This is a genomic window from Actinomadura sp. 3N407 (assembly GCF_052245875.1).
GTDB lineage: Bacteria > Actinomycetota > Actinomycetes > Streptosporangiales > Streptosporangiaceae > Spirillospora.
In genome coordinates this window covers 151,876-164,908 of the sequence record NZ_JBQQBP010000019.1, presented here as the reverse complement: position 1 = coordinate 164,908, position 13,033 = coordinate 151,876, and the positions used below count along the sequence as shown (strand labels likewise).

The window sequence follows — 13,033 nt, the reverse complement described above, 5'->3', positions numbered from 1 at the left end:
GGCGGGAGAGGCTCGGGCCTGCGCGGTCGACGACCTGCGCAGACGATGAAAGGACAGCCCATGGACCCGGGTTCGGTGGAGAAGGCCGCGGCGGCGCTGCTCGACGCGTACGCGACCGGCACCCCCATCTCGCCGCTGACGGCGAACCATCCGGACATGTCGGTCGCCGACGCGTACGCGGTGCAGCTCGCGCAGGTGGAGGCGTGGACGGGCGCGGGCGCGCGGATCAAGGGCCACAAGGTCGGGCTGACCTCGGCGGCGATGCAGCGGCAGATGGGAGTGAACCAGCCGGACTTCGGTGTGCTGCTGGACTCGATGTTCTTCCAGGACAGCGCCCCGATCGACACCGGCCGGTTCCTGCAGCCCCGGATCGAGCCGGAGATCGCGTTCGTGCTGGGCCGCCCGCTGGCCGGGCCCGGCGCGACGGCCGCCGACGCGGTCGGCGCCGTGGAGTACGTGCTGCCGGCGCTGGAGGTCATCGACTCCCGGATCGCCGACTGGAAGATCACCCTCCCGGACACGATCGCCGACAACGCCTCCAGCGGCGGTGTCGTGCTCGGCACCCGCCCGGTCCGGCTGGACGGCCTGGACCTGTCGCTGATGGGCTGCCTGCTGCGCCGCGACGGGGACCTGATCGACACCGGTGCGGGCGGCGCGGTGCTGGGCTCGCCGATCAACGCGCTGGTGTGGCTGGCCAACGTCCTCGGCGAACGCGGCGTGTCGCTGGAGGCGGGCCATGTGGTGCTGCCCGGCTCGATCACCGCCGCCGTGCCGGTCGCACCCGGTGAGACCCTCACCGCCACGTTCGCCGGGATCGGCTCGGTGACCGCACGGTTCGGAAAGGAGGCACGGATATGAGCAAGCTGAGCGCCGCGATCGTCGGTCCCGGCAACATCGGCACCGACCTGCTGGTCAAGCTGATGCGCAGTGAGCTGATCGACGTCCACTCGATGGTGGGGGTGGTCCCGGAGTCGGACGGCCTGGACCGCGCCCGCAAGCTGGGCGTCCCGGCGTCGGCGGAGGGCGTGGACTGGCTGCTGGCACAGCCCGCCCTGCCCGACATCGTGTTCGAGGCGACGTCCGCGAAGGCGCATCTGGCCAACGCCCCGCGCTACGAGGAGGCGGGGGTCACCGCGGTCGACCTGACGCCCGCGGCGACGGGTCCGCTGGTGTGCCCGCCGGTGAACCTGGACACGCTGTCGGACGCCCCGAACCTCAACATGATCACGTGCGGCGGGCAGGCGACGATCCCGATCGTGCACGCCGTGTCGTCGGTGGTCCCGGTGCCGTACGCGGAGATCGTCGCGTCGATCGCGTCGCGCTCGGCGGGTCCCGGCACCCGCGCCAACATCGACGAGTTCACCCAGACCACCGCGCACGCCATCGAGCGGGTCGGCGGCGCCGGCCGGGGCAAGGCGATCATCATCCTGAACCCGGTCGACCCGCCGATGATCATGCGGGACACGGTGTTCTGCGCGATCCCGGCGGACGCCGACACCAAGGCGATCACCGAGTCGGTGGAGAAGATGGTCGCCGAGGTCGCCACCTACGTGCCCGGCTACACGCTGCGCGCCGAGCCGCAGTTCGACGAGCCCCGCGACATCTGGAACGGGATGGCCCGCGTCGCGGTGTTCCTGGAGGTCCGCGGCAACGGCGACTACCTGCCGCCGTGGGCCGGCAACCTCGACATCATGACCGCGGCCGCCGCCCGGGTGGGCGAGCAGCTCGCGCGCAGGAAGGCCAACTCATGACCGAAGTGACCGAGCAGAGCACCGCCGACAAGATCAGGATCACCGACTCGACGCTGCGGGACGGCAGCCACGCGATGGCGCACCGCTTCACCGAGGAGCAGGTCCGCGGGGTCGTGCACGCCCTCGACGGCGCCGGGGTGGAGGTCATCGAGGTCACGCACGGCGACGGCCTCGGCGGCTCGTCGTTCAACTACGGCTTCTCGCTGGAGGACGACGTCAAGCTCGTCGCCGCGGCCGTGGACGAGGCGACCCGCGCCAGGATCGCCGTGCTGATGCTGCCCGGCGTCGGCACGGTCGAGGACTTGAAGCTGGCGCACGACGCGGGCGCGGCCGTGGCCCGGATCGCGACGCACTGCACCGAGGCGGACGTGTCGCTCCAGCATTTCGCCGCCGCCCGCGACCTCGGCATGGAGACCGTCGGGTTCCTGATGATGGCGCACCGGGTAGGGCCGGAGGAGCTGGCGAAGCAGGCCCGGATCATGGTGGACGGCGGCGCGCAGTGCGTCTACGTCGTCGACTCCGCCGGGGCCCTCGTCCTCGGCGACGCGCAGGAGCGCATCAGCGCGCTGGTCAAGGAGATCGGGCGGGAGGCGCAGGTCGGGTTCCACGGCCACCAGAACCTGTCGCTGGGCGTCGCGAACTCGGTGCTGGCGCAGCAGAACGGCGCGCTGCAGATCGACGGGGCGCTGTGCGCGCTGGGCGCGGGGGCGGGCAACTCCCCCACCGAGGTGCTCGTCCCGACGTTCGAGCGGCTCGGCGTCCCGACCGGCGTGGACGTGCAGGGTGTGATGGCCGCCGCCGACGACGTGGTGAAGCCGTTCCTGCACCGGCTGCCGTTCGCCGACCGGGGCGCGATCACGCAGGGGTACGCGGGCGTGTACTCCAGCTTCCTGCTGCACGCCGAGCGCGCCGCCGAACGCTACGGCGTCCCGGCGCACGAGATCCTGCAGAAGGTCGGCGAGGCCGGGTACGTCGGCGGCCAGGAGGACATGATCATCGACGTGGCGCTGCAGCTCGCCGCCGAGCGGGAGCGCGCCTCGTAGCCGGGGCCGGGAGCCCGCTCAGGCGAGGGGGCTCCCGTCCAGGTCCCGCAGCAGCACCCGGACGTCGCCGTAGACGGCGGCCGCACCCGCCTCCTCCAGTTCCTCGCGGGTCCAGCCGCCGGTGAGAACGCAGACGCAGCGCAGCCCACGTTCGCCATCGGGACCGTGTGGCCGTGCTGGAGGAACGCCTGCCACCAGGTCGTGGCGTGCAGGTAGTTGGTGTCGACCAGCGTCCCGTCGACGTCGAAGAGGACCGCATCGATCATGCACCGGCCCTACCCGGAAGGCGTCCCCGGAACCGCGCCGGGCGGGAGCTACGGGTGCCGGTCGTGGAGTTCGTCGATGGCGTCCCGGACGGTGGGGCGGGTCTCCAGGACGGCCCGTCCCGGGAAGTCGTCGCAGGCGCCGGGGTAGTGCGCGGCGATGAGGTGGCCGCCCGCCCGGCGGATGCGTCCCGCGCCGTCGGCCAGCGCGCCGACGCCCACGGAGTCGCAGCCGACGACGCCCTGGAGGTCCATGGCGACCAGGACGCGGCCCTCCAGCCTCCCGATGCGGTCGATCCAGCGGTTCAGCCTGGGGACGTTGCCGGTGACGAGGTGTCCGCCGAGCCGGACGACGATGCAGCGCCGCTCGATGGTGATGTCGATCGACAGCGGCATGGCCGCGGCGGCGTCGTCGCTCACAGCACGCCTCCGAGCGGACCACCGCGTTCCATCTTGGGGGATTCATCCTTGCACAGTGCAAGGATGGCCGGAACCGCAACCCCCGAAGTCCCCGCTGATGATCTTTGCACGATGCAACCGTTGGGATAGCTTGGCGGCATGACCCACGAGGACCATCGCGCGTCGACTCCTCGCGGGCGGGCGCGCCGGGACCAGCTCGTGCAGATCGGCCTCGATCTGCTCGCCGAGGGCGGCTGGGCGGCGATCACGGCGCGGGCCGTCGCGGACCGCGCCCGCACCCGTCCGGGCCTGCTCCACCACTACTTCAACGGGCTGCCGGGGCTGCACGTCGCCGTCGCGCAGCGGGCCAGCGAAATGATCATCGATCCGGTGGTGGACGCGCTGCTGGAGGCGCCGGACACCCCGGCCGCGGTGCGGGCGCTGCGCGATCTCGTCCCGGACATGGTGGCCGGCGAGCGCAACCTCAGGCTGGCCGCCGAACTGCTGGTCAGGGCCCTGCGCGACCCGCGGATGGGGGCCGAGCGCCGCGACTGGTCGCGCGCCCTGCGCGGCCGGATCGCCGAGCGGCTGGCGCAGCTGTGCCCGGACTGGCCGGTGGAACGCCGCGAGGGCACCGCCATGCTGTTCACCGCCATCCTGGACGGCCTGCTGCTCCAGCTGATCCTCGACCCCGACCTGCCGACCGACCCGGCGCTGGACGCGACCGCCGCGCTGGTGGCCAAACCATGATCGTTCTTCGGCGGACGGAGTCGGAACGCGCGCCGGGCCGCTGCACCACGTCATCGACCGTGCCGTCCCCGGCAGCCACCCGGCCTTCAGCCAGGTCGCCTGCGACGACCCCGAACGCGGAATACGGCGGCATCCTCCGCAAGCGCTAGCCGCCGGCCGGGTCGGCCGTCGCGTGGGGGGTCGCCACGTCCTGGTCAGAGGCGTAGGCCCAGTCGTCCCGGGATTTGCGGCCCGGGACGACCGCGACCGGGCACCGCGCCTCGCGGAGCATCTCGGAACTCGTCGCGCCCAGCGGCCACGGTCCGTTTCCACGGTCGCCCAGCACGAGGAGCCCGGCGCCGTCCGCCGCGTCCCGCAGCGCCTCGCACGGACGTTCCAGCAGCAGCGAGACCGTCACGTCGATCTCCGGGTTGCGTTCCCGCCACGGCGCGACGGCGTCCTCCAGTTCGGCGGCGCGCGTCTTCTCCAGGGCTTCCCTGTCGTTGAACAGCGCCAGTTCCGCTTCGCTCACCGCCGACGGCTCCCAGCATCCGTAGACGACGTGCAGTTCCCAGCCGCGCAGGGCCGCCTCCCCGAAGGCGAAGCCGAGCGCCGGGTCGCAGCCCGCCGTCCCGTCCGTGCCCACCACGACCCGCCGGGGCCGCGTCCGCCCGTCCGGGACGACGATCACCGGCCGTTCCGACCGCGCCGGCACCTCCAGCGCCGTCGCCCCGTCGTCCAGCCGATCGTGCGAGCCGATCACCAGAAGTTCCGCCGCGCCGGACGCGCTCAGCAGCGCCTCGTCCACCGGCCCCCGCATCAGGCGCCGGCGCACCGTGCCCGGCACGCCCAGCCTCCGCGCGCGGCGGACGCCCCGCTCCAGCAGGTTCTCCCCCGCCCGCTTCATGATCGCCTCGGCGTGCGGGTCCTCGTGGCCGCTCGCGTAGGGCCAGTGCCAGCAGTGGCAGATCACCAGGTCGAGTTCGCGCCGTCGGGCCTCCTCGACCGCCCACAGCAACGCGCCGTCGTTCTCAGCAGTCCCGTCGTAGCCGAACAGGACGTGCGGTCTTCGAATCCTTTCCGAGCCGTTCATGTGCCTGCCCTCCTTCATTCAGTCTGCGCGCATCCGGCGCGCTCCAGAAGAGGCGAAGGCACCGGCACCCGTGCCGAAAGGTCAACCGGACGCCAAATCTCCGGCAGAAATGATCATTTGGCGCTGATCTCCCGCGCCGCCCGGGGATGAGGGGGAGGAACCGGCTCATCGAAGAGGGGGACGCGTGGTCAGAAGAGTCGCGGCGGAACTCGTGGGCACCTTGCTCCTCGTCTATTTCGCGGTGGGGGTGGCGACCCTGTCGTTCGGATTCGGCGTGGCCGGCGGCAGCCCCTCCGCGGGTGTGGTGGCCACGGCATTGGCGTTCGGGCTGGTGCTGCTCGTCCTGGTCTACGCGATCGGGCCGGTCTCGGGCTGCCACATCAATCCGGCCGTCACACTGGGCGTGCTGCTCGCCCGCCGGATCACGCCCGGGGACGCCGGCCGCTACTGGATCGCCCAGTTCGTCGGCGGGATCCTCGGCGCACTCCTGCTCTGGCTCACCTTCTCGGGCTCCGCGATCTACAGCCGGTCCGTGACCGGGCTGGGGGCGAACGGATGGGGCGAGGACAGCCTCATCCAGATCAACGCGGGCGGCGCCTTCCTCGCCGAGGCCATCCTGACCGCGCTGTTCGTGTTCATCGTCCTGTCCATGACGAGCTCTACCGCCATCCCGGCCGTCAGCGGCGTCGCGATCGGGCTGGCGCTCACCACCGTCCACCTGATCGGGATCCCGATGACGGGGACGTCGGTCAACCCGGCGCGGAGCGTGGGTCCGGCCCTGGTCGCCGGCGGCTCGGCCCTGGAAGGGGTCTGGCTGTTCATCGTGGCCCCGATGACCGGCGCCGTCCTCGCCGCGGCGGCCCACAACTACCTCCAGCCGACCAAGGAGACCCCGCTCCCGCCGACGGAGCCCGGCCCGCGCTAGCGTCCCGGGACGCGGCGAGGGGCGCGTCAGCGCCCCGTGCTCGGGCTCGGGCTAGTGCCCGTGCTCGTGCGACTCAGCGGCGCGGCGGCGCAGCTCCGCGCGCCTGACCTTGGCCGAGGCGGTCAGCGGCAGCTCGTGGACGACGGTCCAGCGCCGGGGCACCTTGAACGGGCTGAGCCGCTCGCGGCAGTGCGCGGTGACCGCGTCCGCGTCGAAGTCCGCGCCGGGCTCGGGGACGACGAACGCCACCACCAGCTCACCCCACCGGGTGTCCGGGACGCCCACGACCGCCGCGCGCGCCACGCCGGGATGGCCGGTGACGACGTCCTCGACCTCCTCGGGGGCGACGTTCTCGCCACCGGTCTTGATCATGTCCTTGAGCCGCCCCGCGATGCGCAGGCGTCCTCGGGCGTCCATCACGGCGAGGTCGCCGGTGTGCAGCCAGCCGTCGGCGTCGATGGCGCGGGCGGTCGCCTCCGGGTCGTCGTGGTAGCCCCGGGTCAGCCGCGTCCCGCGCAGCAGCAGTTCCCCGGCCCGGCCGATCGGGGCGACCTCGCCGGAGGCGTCCACCACGCGCACGTCGGTGCCCGCGATCGGGACGCCGACCGTGGTGCGGCGGACCTCGGCGTCGTCTGCCAGCGGTGCCGTCTGCAGAGCGCAGCCGCACGTCTCCGTCATGCCGAACGTGACCGACAGCGGCGCGCCGAAGCGCGCCTCGATCGTGTCGACCATCGCGGGCGTCAGGGTCATGCCGCCGGTGAACACGACCCGCAGGTCGCGCAGATCGGTACCGGCGAAGTCCGGATGGTCCATCAGCAGGTGCAGCAGCGTCGGCGCGGCGGACAGCAGCGTCGCCCGCCGCGCCGCCATGGCCTCCAGGACGGCGGCGGGCTCGAACCGCAGCACGACGTGCTCGGCGCGCTGCCACAGCGCGCCCATCGTCCCGAGGACGTTGCCCGCGGTGTGGAACAGCGGCATCGGGTTGACCCACACACCCCCCGGCGGCAGGCCGATCCGCCGGGCGAACGCGTGGGAGGTGAGCACCATGCCCTGGTGGTGGATCCGTACACCCTTGGGCCGTCCGCTCGTCCCGGAGGTGAACTGGATCTGCGCCGGCGAGTCCGGGGCGACCGGCGGGAGGACCGGCGCCGGCCCTCCCGCCCGCAGTTCCCGCCAGTCCCCGCCGAGGCGCACCACCGCGTCGAGGCGCGGCGGCCTCGACGCCGCCCGGCCCGCCACGTCCGCGTCCCCGTCGCGGACGTACAGGCGCGCGGCCTCCGACAGGCCGAGCGCGTGCGCCAGCTCGTCCGGCCGGGCCTTCGGGTTGACCGGGACGAGCACCATGCCGGCCAGCGCCACGCCGAACTGGAGCAGGACCGCTTCGGGCCCGTTGGCCAGGTACGTGGCGATGCGCGTGCCGGGCGGATGGCGGCGCAGCAGCGACGCCGCGACGGCGGTGGCGTCGGCCAGCAGCTCCGCCGCCGTCCAGCTCCCCCCTTCGTCCCGCGCCGCCGTCCCGTTCCCGGGGCCCCGCCCGGCCGGGACGGTCAGGACGACGTCGTCCGGTCCCAGCCGGGCGGCCCGGCGCAGCACGTCGCCGACCACCGACTCCTCAAGGCGCGGCCCCGGCGCGCCGCGCAGTTCCGACCGCCGGAGCGCGTCCGCCATGGGTGCCGCCCGCTCAGTCGAACGTGTAGCTGAGGGCGCTCGGGCCTTCGATGGTGTCCAGCACCTTCAACCCGCCCGGCGCCTCCGGGTCGACCCTGGAGACGAACACCGTGCGCGCCGGGGGCTTGCCCGTCTCGGTGTAGTTCAGCTTCCCGGCGAACAGGCCCTGGGTGTCCAGGTCGGACGTCTTGTGCATCGCCTCCACGACGCCCTTCGGCGTGAGGTCGCCGCTCTGGCACGCCGCCTCCAGCGCCTTGGCGAGCAGCTCCGCCTGCCCGTAGGCGAGCGGGACCTCCCAGCCCTTGGCGCCGTCCGGCGCGTTCTTCTCGAACATCTCGGTGGCCTTCTTCACCCCGGCGCCCTCACCGCTGTAGGGCGCGACGCTGGTCACCGTGTAGAAGTTCTTGATCAGCCCCTCCCGGGCCGGGGTGTCCAGCAGCGCCGGGTTGAATGTGGGCGTGTTCCCGATGAGGGGGACGTTCACCCCGTTGGAGGCGAGCACGCTGGCGAGCGAGGACAGCTGCGACGGGGCGGCGCCCAGGATGACGCCCTTGACGTCGGCCCGCTCCAGCGCCGTCGCCTGGGCGGACATGTCGGAGTCCTGCGGGGTGATCTTGATCGGGTGGATCTTCAGCCCGCGCTCCCCGGCCGCGTGCTGGGCGCCGGCGAGGGAGTCTCCGCCGAAGTCGCCCTCGAAGTAGACGTGCCCGATCGTGCTGCCCTCGGGGACCTTCAGCGTGTCGACGAGGTAGTCGACGGCGTTGGCGGCCTCGATGCTGTAGGTGGTGCCGGGGACCTGCGCCACCTTGTAGTCGAGGGCGACGCTGGCCCAGCCCATGCCGCCGACGTAGAGGTCGTCCTTCTCCGCGAGCGGGAGCACGGCCGCGACGACGGGCGAGCCGAGCACCTGCTGGAGCGCCACGATGTTCGGCGACATGCTCCGGTAGAGCGACACGGCGCGCTGCGGGTTGTAGCCGTGGTCGCGGACGTCGACCGTGATCTTCCGGCCGCAGATTCCGCCCTGCGCGCTCTTGGCCGCCCAGTAGGCCTTCTTCTCCTGGACCTGCACGGCGGCACCGGCCTTGAACGGACCGGACAGGTCGGTGAGAACACCGATCTTGATCTCGGAGTCGGTGACGCCGTTGCCGGTGCGGACCCCCTTCCCGTCTCCTCCGGATCCTGCGTTGGGGTCGGTGGTACTGCATGCCGTGAGCGCGGCCACGCACAGCGCCGCCGCGGCTAGGGGACGGAAGGTCATGGGGTGGTCTCCTTCAGGCTGGAACGTTCGGCAGGACGTGTGGACCGGGCCGGCCCCCCGGTCCGCTCGGTGCGGATCCCCACGCGGCGCAGGGCCCCGGAGAGCCCGCCGCGCAGGAAGATCAGGACGGCGATGATCGCGACGCCGTAGACGAACCGGCTCAGCGTGGCGGCGTCGAGGCCGCCGGAGCCGGCCGCGGACAGGAAGGGCAGCTGCGAGCTGTACTGGACGAGCAGCAGCGGCAGCACCGAGACGAACACCGCCCCGGCGGAGGCGCCCGCGATCGAGCCGGCGCCGCCGAGCACGATCATCACCAGGTAGTCGATGGACACCGTCAGCGCGAACGAGTCCGGCGCGATCCGGCCGAAGGCCAGCGCCGTCAGCGCGCCGGCGATCCCGGCGTAGACCGAGGAGACGGTGAACGCGGTGGCCTTGACCCTGGCGACCTGGATCCCGACGGACGCGGCGGCGGTCTCGCCGTCGCGGACGCCGGCCATCGCGCGGCCCGCGCGCCCGGCCTTGATGCCCCGGCCGAGGAAGCCGGCCAGCAGCGCGATGACCAGGAACAGGTACCAGAGGCGGTGCAGGTCCTCGAACGGCGTCCCGAGCACCGCGAGGTAGTCGGGGTTCTCGTCGCTGAAGCTGAAGCCGGGCACCGCGAACGCCTCGACGGTGCGGCCGTTGTACCCGCCGGTGACGTCGTCGGCGTTGAGCCAGACGTGCCGGCCGAGGAACACCAGCCCGAGCGAGGCGAGGCCGAGGTAGATGCCGCGAAGCCGTCCCGCGATGGGGCTGAACACCGCGCCGGCGGCGCCCGACACCACCGCGGCCGCGATGAGGGCCAGCACCGGCGGCAGCCCGAAGCCGGACATCTCGCCCTCCCGCCCACCGGCGAGCAGGGTGTAGGTGTAGGCGCCGACGCCGAGGAAGAACGCGTGCCCGAGCGAGAGCTGGCCCGCGACGCCGACCAGGAGGGTGAGGCCGATCGCCCCGACCACGGCGGCCATCGCGAACAGCCCGGCCTGCAGCCAGAAGTCGGAGAGCCACAGCGGGCCGGCGACGGCGACGAGGAGCAGGACGGCGCCGGTGGCCCGGGACGGCGTGACCCGCCGGAACCGGGTGAGGCCGAGTGCGTGCGGCCGATCAGACACGAATGGCCTCCTTCTGGCCGAACAACCCGTGCGGGCGAAGCAGCAGGACCAGGACCATCACCGCGTACGGGACGACCTCGCCGAAGCCGCTGCCGAGAAAATGCAGGTCGGACTCGTAGCCCACCGCGAGCGCCTGCGCGACCCCGATGACCAGACCGCCGACGACGGCGCCCGGGACCGAGTCGAAGCCGCCCAGCACCCAGGCGGGAATGGCGGCGAAGGCGATGACGGAGATGCCGGGCTCGACACCGGGCGTCGGGTAGGAGGTGAGGAACACCCCGGCGACGGCCGCCAGCGCACCGGCGAGGCCCCACCCGATCGCGCTGGTGCGGCTGAGCCGGATGCCCATCAGCGACGCGGTGTCGGGGTCGGCCGCCGCCGCGCGCATCGCGACGCCCCAGTCGGTGCGGGCGGCCAGCACCCCGAGCGTGGCGAACAGCACCAGCGCCGTACCGGCCGCGATCGCCCGGGACGCCGGCAGGCTGATCCCGGCCACGCTGACCACCGACGCGCCCCACGGCGCACCGTTGCTGAGGACGTCGTTGCCGATCTGCCTGGTCAGCTCGGTGAGCAGCAGGATGTCCACGCCGATCGTCAGGATCGCGAACACGCCGGGGTCGCGTTCGGCGACGTGCCGTACCAGCAGCGCGTTGATCAGTGCCGCGACCAGGGCCGCGCCCAGCACCCCGACCGCGAGCGCGACCCAGAACCCGAGCGGCGACTGCAGCCGCGCCACCAGGTAGGCGCCGAGCAGGAGCACCGAGCCGTGCGCGAAGTTCAGAACCCCGGTGGACTTGAACACGACCACGAACCCGACGGCGATCAGCCCGAGGACCAGCCCGAGCGACACGCCGTTCACCAGCTGGGTCAGCAGATAACTCATGTGGTGCGCCCCTTTCCGCTCATGCCGCCTCGGCCCCGAGGTAGGCCCTCAGCACTTCGGGGTCGCGCTGGACCTCGGCGGGCGTGCCGTCGGCGATGAGCCGGCCGAAGTCCAGCACGGTGACGCGTTCGGCGAGGCCCATCACGAACGGCATGTCGTGCTCGACGAGCAGGATGGAGATCCCGAGCTCGCGCTGCACCGCCATGATCGTCTCGGCCATCTCGGCGGACTCGCCGTGGTTCATCCCGGCGACCGGCTCGTCCAGGAGCAGCAGGGTCGGCTCGGCGCACAGCGCACGCCCCAGCTCGACCCGCTTGCGGTCGCCGTAGGAGAGGGTGTGCACGGCCCGGCCGAGCAGCCCGGCGATGCCGAGCAGTTCGGCGACCCGCCCGACCTGGGCGCGGTGCTCGCGGTCCTCCCGGCGGGCGCGCGGCAGGCCGAACGCGCCGCCGAGGACGCCGGACCGCATCAGGCGGTGCCGCCCGGTGAGCAGGTTGTCGGCGACCGTGGCGTCCAGGGACAGCGAGATGTTCTGGAAGGTCCGCGCGACGCCGAGCCCGGCGATCTGGTCCGCCCGCAGCCCGGTGAGGACGCGGTCGCCGTAGCGGACGGTGCCCTCGGCGACCTTGTACGCCCCGCCGAGGACGTTGATGCAGGTCGACTTGCCGGCCCCGTTGGGGCCGATGAGCGCGTGCACCGTGCCGGGCGCGATCTCGAAGGAGACGTCCAGGAGCGCGGTGACGCCGCCGAACCGGACCGTCACCCCTTCCACGCGCAACGCCTCCGCGCGCACCGCCCGGTCGCCCGCGCCGGCGTGCACGGCCTTGGCCAGGCCGGTCAGCCCGCCGTCCCGCGCGCCGGCGGCGGCCTCCGTGTCGGCCCCGATCTCGGTGTCGGCGTCGCTGTCGGCGCCGGTGTCGGTGTCGGTGGCTTCGGTCGTACCGCCGCCGAGGTAGCGGCTGCGGATCTCGTCGGTGCCGGCCAGCACCTCGGCGGGGCCGGAGGCGGCGACCGTCCCCACCTCCAGCACGTAGGCGCTGCCCGCGACCCGCAGCCCCATGACGGCGTTCTGCTCGATCAGCAGCACCGCCGTGCCCTGCCGGTTGATCTCCGTGATGATCTCGCCGATCTGCGTGACCAGCTGCGGCGCCAGGCCGAGCGACGGCTCGTCCAGCAGCAGCAGGCGGGGCCGGCTCATCAGACCGCGTCCGATGGCGAGCATCTGCTGCTGGCCCCCGGACAGCAGCCCGGCCCGCTGGCGGCGGCGGCCGGCCAGGTCGGGGAACAGCTCGAAGACCCGTTCCAGGGCCTCGCGCTTGACGCGTTCCGGCGCGGTGAAGCCGCCGGCGCGGAGGTTCTCCTCCACCGTGAGGTCGCGGAACACCCGCCGGCCCTCGGGAACCTGCGCCACGCCCGCCCGCACGATCTCCGCCGTCGGCAGGCCGCCGATGTCCCGTCCGTCGAGGCGGACGGTGCCCGCGGTGATGCCGCCGCCGACGGTGCCGAGCGATCCGGAGACGGCGCGCAGCAGCGTGGTCTTGCCGGCGCCGTTGCCGCCGAGCACCGCGACGACGCCGCCCCTCGGGACCTGCAGGGACACTCCGCGCAGGGCGCGCACCGCACCGTCGTAGCCGACGTCGAGACCCTCGACGGTCAGCAGCGGATCGTCGGGGACGGTGACGGTGTCCCGATCAGGTTCGGATCTGGTGGGCATGAGGGCCTTCCCTCCACGCGGGGAAATCGGGACGCTTACCTCGACCGCGAGGAACGCTAGACAAAGTAGTGTCGCGCGTCAAGGGTTGTTTGTATATTAATGTGATTGAGATCACTCTAGAGATCACCTGCGCGGACGTCCGGTGCTCGCGGTGGT

Annotated in this window: 13 protein-coding genes; 5 read left to right on the top strand and 8 right to left on the bottom strand. The window is 72.9% G+C overall.

Translation table 11 applies throughout. The features are described 5' to 3' along the window. Positions 1-60 precede the first annotated feature (60 nt). Genes ACTWPP_RS36485 through dmpG form a run of 3 tightly spaced genes read left to right on the top strand, consistent with a single transcriptional unit; the run spans position 61 to position 2,794 of the window. Positions 61-858 carry a 2-keto-4-pentenoate hydratase gene (locus tag ACTWPP_RS36485; protein WP_443108984.1) on the top strand — a complete coding sequence of 266 codons (798 nt, stop codon included), beginning with the start codon at positions 61-63 and terminating at the stop codon, positions 856-858. Then, complete coding sequence (locus ACTWPP_RS36480; protein ID WP_443108983.1) at positions 855-1,751, top strand: acetaldehyde dehydrogenase (acetylating); 897 nt, start codon at positions 855-857, stop codon at positions 1,749-1,751. Before ACTWPP_RS36485 ends, ACTWPP_RS36480 begins: the two co-directional genes overlap by 4 nt. After that, a complete protein-coding gene (gene dmpG, locus ACTWPP_RS36475; protein ID WP_443108982.1) occupies positions 1,748-2,794 on the top strand; it encodes a 4-hydroxy-2-oxovalerate aldolase in 1,047 nt (348 codons plus the stop codon). The genes ACTWPP_RS36480 and dmpG overlap by 4 nt, the downstream gene beginning before the upstream one ends. 18 nt (positions 2,795-2,812) lie before the next feature. Here dmpG and ACTWPP_RS36470 read toward each other — a convergent pair whose 3' ends face one another. Together ACTWPP_RS36470 and ACTWPP_RS36465 are read right to left on the bottom strand one after the other, a co-directional pair. Continuing rightward, positions 2,813-2,989: a hypothetical protein gene (locus ACTWPP_RS36470; protein ID WP_443108981.1), complete on the bottom strand. Its 177-nt coding sequence runs from the start codon at positions 2,987-2,989 to the stop codon at positions 2,813-2,815. Positions 2,990-3,108: 119 nt separating this feature from the next. Continuing rightward, entirely contained in the window at positions 3,109-3,477 is a 369-nt protein-coding gene (locus tag ACTWPP_RS36465; protein ID WP_443108980.1) for an STAS domain-containing protein, read from the bottom strand. A gap of 138 nt (positions 3,478-3,615) precedes the next feature. On the opposite strand from ACTWPP_RS36465, the gene ACTWPP_RS36460 reads away from it, so the two are divergent. Beyond that, on the top strand, positions 3,616-4,206 hold the full coding sequence (locus ACTWPP_RS36460; protein ID WP_443108979.1) for a TetR/AcrR family transcriptional regulator: 591 nt from the start codon (positions 3,616-3,618) through the stop codon (positions 4,204-4,206). Between the two features lie 145 nt (positions 4,207-4,351). Here the strand turns inward: ACTWPP_RS36460 and ACTWPP_RS36455 are convergent, their stop codons facing one another. Then, positions 4,352-5,278 carry a universal stress protein gene (locus ACTWPP_RS36455; RefSeq protein ID WP_443108978.1) on the bottom strand — a complete coding sequence of 309 codons (927 nt, stop codon included), beginning with the start codon at positions 5,276-5,278 and terminating at the stop codon, positions 4,352-4,354. 184 nt (positions 5,279-5,462) lie between these two features. On the opposite strand from ACTWPP_RS36455, the gene ACTWPP_RS36450 reads away from it, so the two are divergent. Continuing rightward, positions 5,463-6,203, top strand: coding sequence for an aquaporin (locus ACTWPP_RS36450; protein ID WP_443108977.1), 741 nt, complete (start codon positions 5,463-5,465; stop codon positions 6,201-6,203). 51 nt (positions 6,204-6,254) lie between these two features. On the opposite strand, the gene ACTWPP_RS36445 is transcribed toward ACTWPP_RS36450, so the two are convergent. Genes ACTWPP_RS36445 through ACTWPP_RS36425 form a run of 5 tightly spaced genes read right to left on the bottom strand, consistent with a single transcriptional unit; the run spans position 6,255 to position 12,877 of the window. Beyond that, positions 6,255-7,871, bottom strand: a complete 1,617-nt coding sequence (locus ACTWPP_RS36445) for a class I adenylate-forming enzyme family protein (RefSeq protein ID WP_443108976.1) — start codon at positions 7,869-7,871, stop codon at positions 6,255-6,257. 13 nt (positions 7,872-7,884) lie between these two features. Further along, entirely contained in the window at positions 7,885-9,129 is a 1,245-nt protein-coding gene (locus tag ACTWPP_RS36440) for an ABC transporter substrate-binding protein (protein ID WP_443108975.1), read from the bottom strand. Then, positions 9,126-10,280, bottom strand: coding sequence for a branched-chain amino acid ABC transporter permease (locus ACTWPP_RS36435; RefSeq protein ID WP_443108974.1), 1,155 nt, complete (start codon positions 10,278-10,280; stop codon positions 9,126-9,128). The genes ACTWPP_RS36440 and ACTWPP_RS36435 overlap by 4 nt, the downstream gene beginning before the upstream one ends. Further along, complete coding sequence (locus ACTWPP_RS36430; protein ID WP_443108973.1) at positions 10,273-11,163, bottom strand: branched-chain amino acid ABC transporter permease; 891 nt, start codon at positions 11,161-11,163, stop codon at positions 10,273-10,275. Before ACTWPP_RS36430 ends, ACTWPP_RS36435 begins: the two co-directional genes overlap by 8 nt. Positions 11,164-11,182: 19 nt before the next feature. Continuing rightward, on the bottom strand, positions 11,183-12,877 hold the full coding sequence (locus ACTWPP_RS36425) for an ATP-binding cassette domain-containing protein (RefSeq protein ID WP_443108972.1): 1,695 nt from the start codon (positions 12,875-12,877) through the stop codon (positions 11,183-11,185). Positions 12,878-13,033 lie beyond the last annotated feature (156 nt).

What these genes read in the sequence shown, in the direction of transcription:
- ACTWPP_RS36430 (WP_443108973.1), bottom strand. Translation starts at nt 11,163, where the DNA reads ATGAGTTATCTGCTGACCCAGCTGGTGAACGGCGTGTCGCTCGGGCTG.
- ACTWPP_RS36425 (WP_443108972.1), bottom strand. Translation starts at nt 12,877, where the DNA reads ATGCCCACCAGATCCGAACCTGATCGGGACACCGTCACCGTCCCCGAC.
- ACTWPP_RS36440 (WP_443108975.1), bottom strand. Translation starts at nt 9,129, where the DNA reads ATGACCTTCCGTCCCCTAGCCGCGGCGGCGCTGTGCGTGGCCGCGCTC.
- ACTWPP_RS36485 (WP_443108984.1), top strand. Translation starts at nt 61, where the DNA reads ATGGACCCGGGTTCGGTGGAGAAGGCCGCGGCGGCGCTGCTCGACGCG.
- dmpG (WP_443108982.1), top strand. Translation starts at nt 1,748, where the DNA reads ATGACCGAAGTGACCGAGCAGAGCACCGCCGACAAGATCAGGATCACC.
- ACTWPP_RS36460 (WP_443108979.1), top strand. Translation starts at nt 3,616, where the DNA reads ATGACCCACGAGGACCATCGCGCGTCGACTCCTCGCGGGCGGGCGCGC.
- ACTWPP_RS36445 (WP_443108976.1), bottom strand. Translation starts at nt 7,871, where the DNA reads ATGGCGGACGCGCTCCGGCGGTCGGAACTGCGCGGCGCGCCGGGGCCG.
- ACTWPP_RS36480 (WP_443108983.1), top strand. Translation starts at nt 855, where the DNA reads ATGAGCAAGCTGAGCGCCGCGATCGTCGGTCCCGGCAACATCGGCACC.
- ACTWPP_RS36455 (WP_443108978.1), bottom strand. Translation starts at nt 5,278, where the DNA reads ATGAACGGCTCGGAAAGGATTCGAAGACCGCACGTCCTGTTCGGCTAC.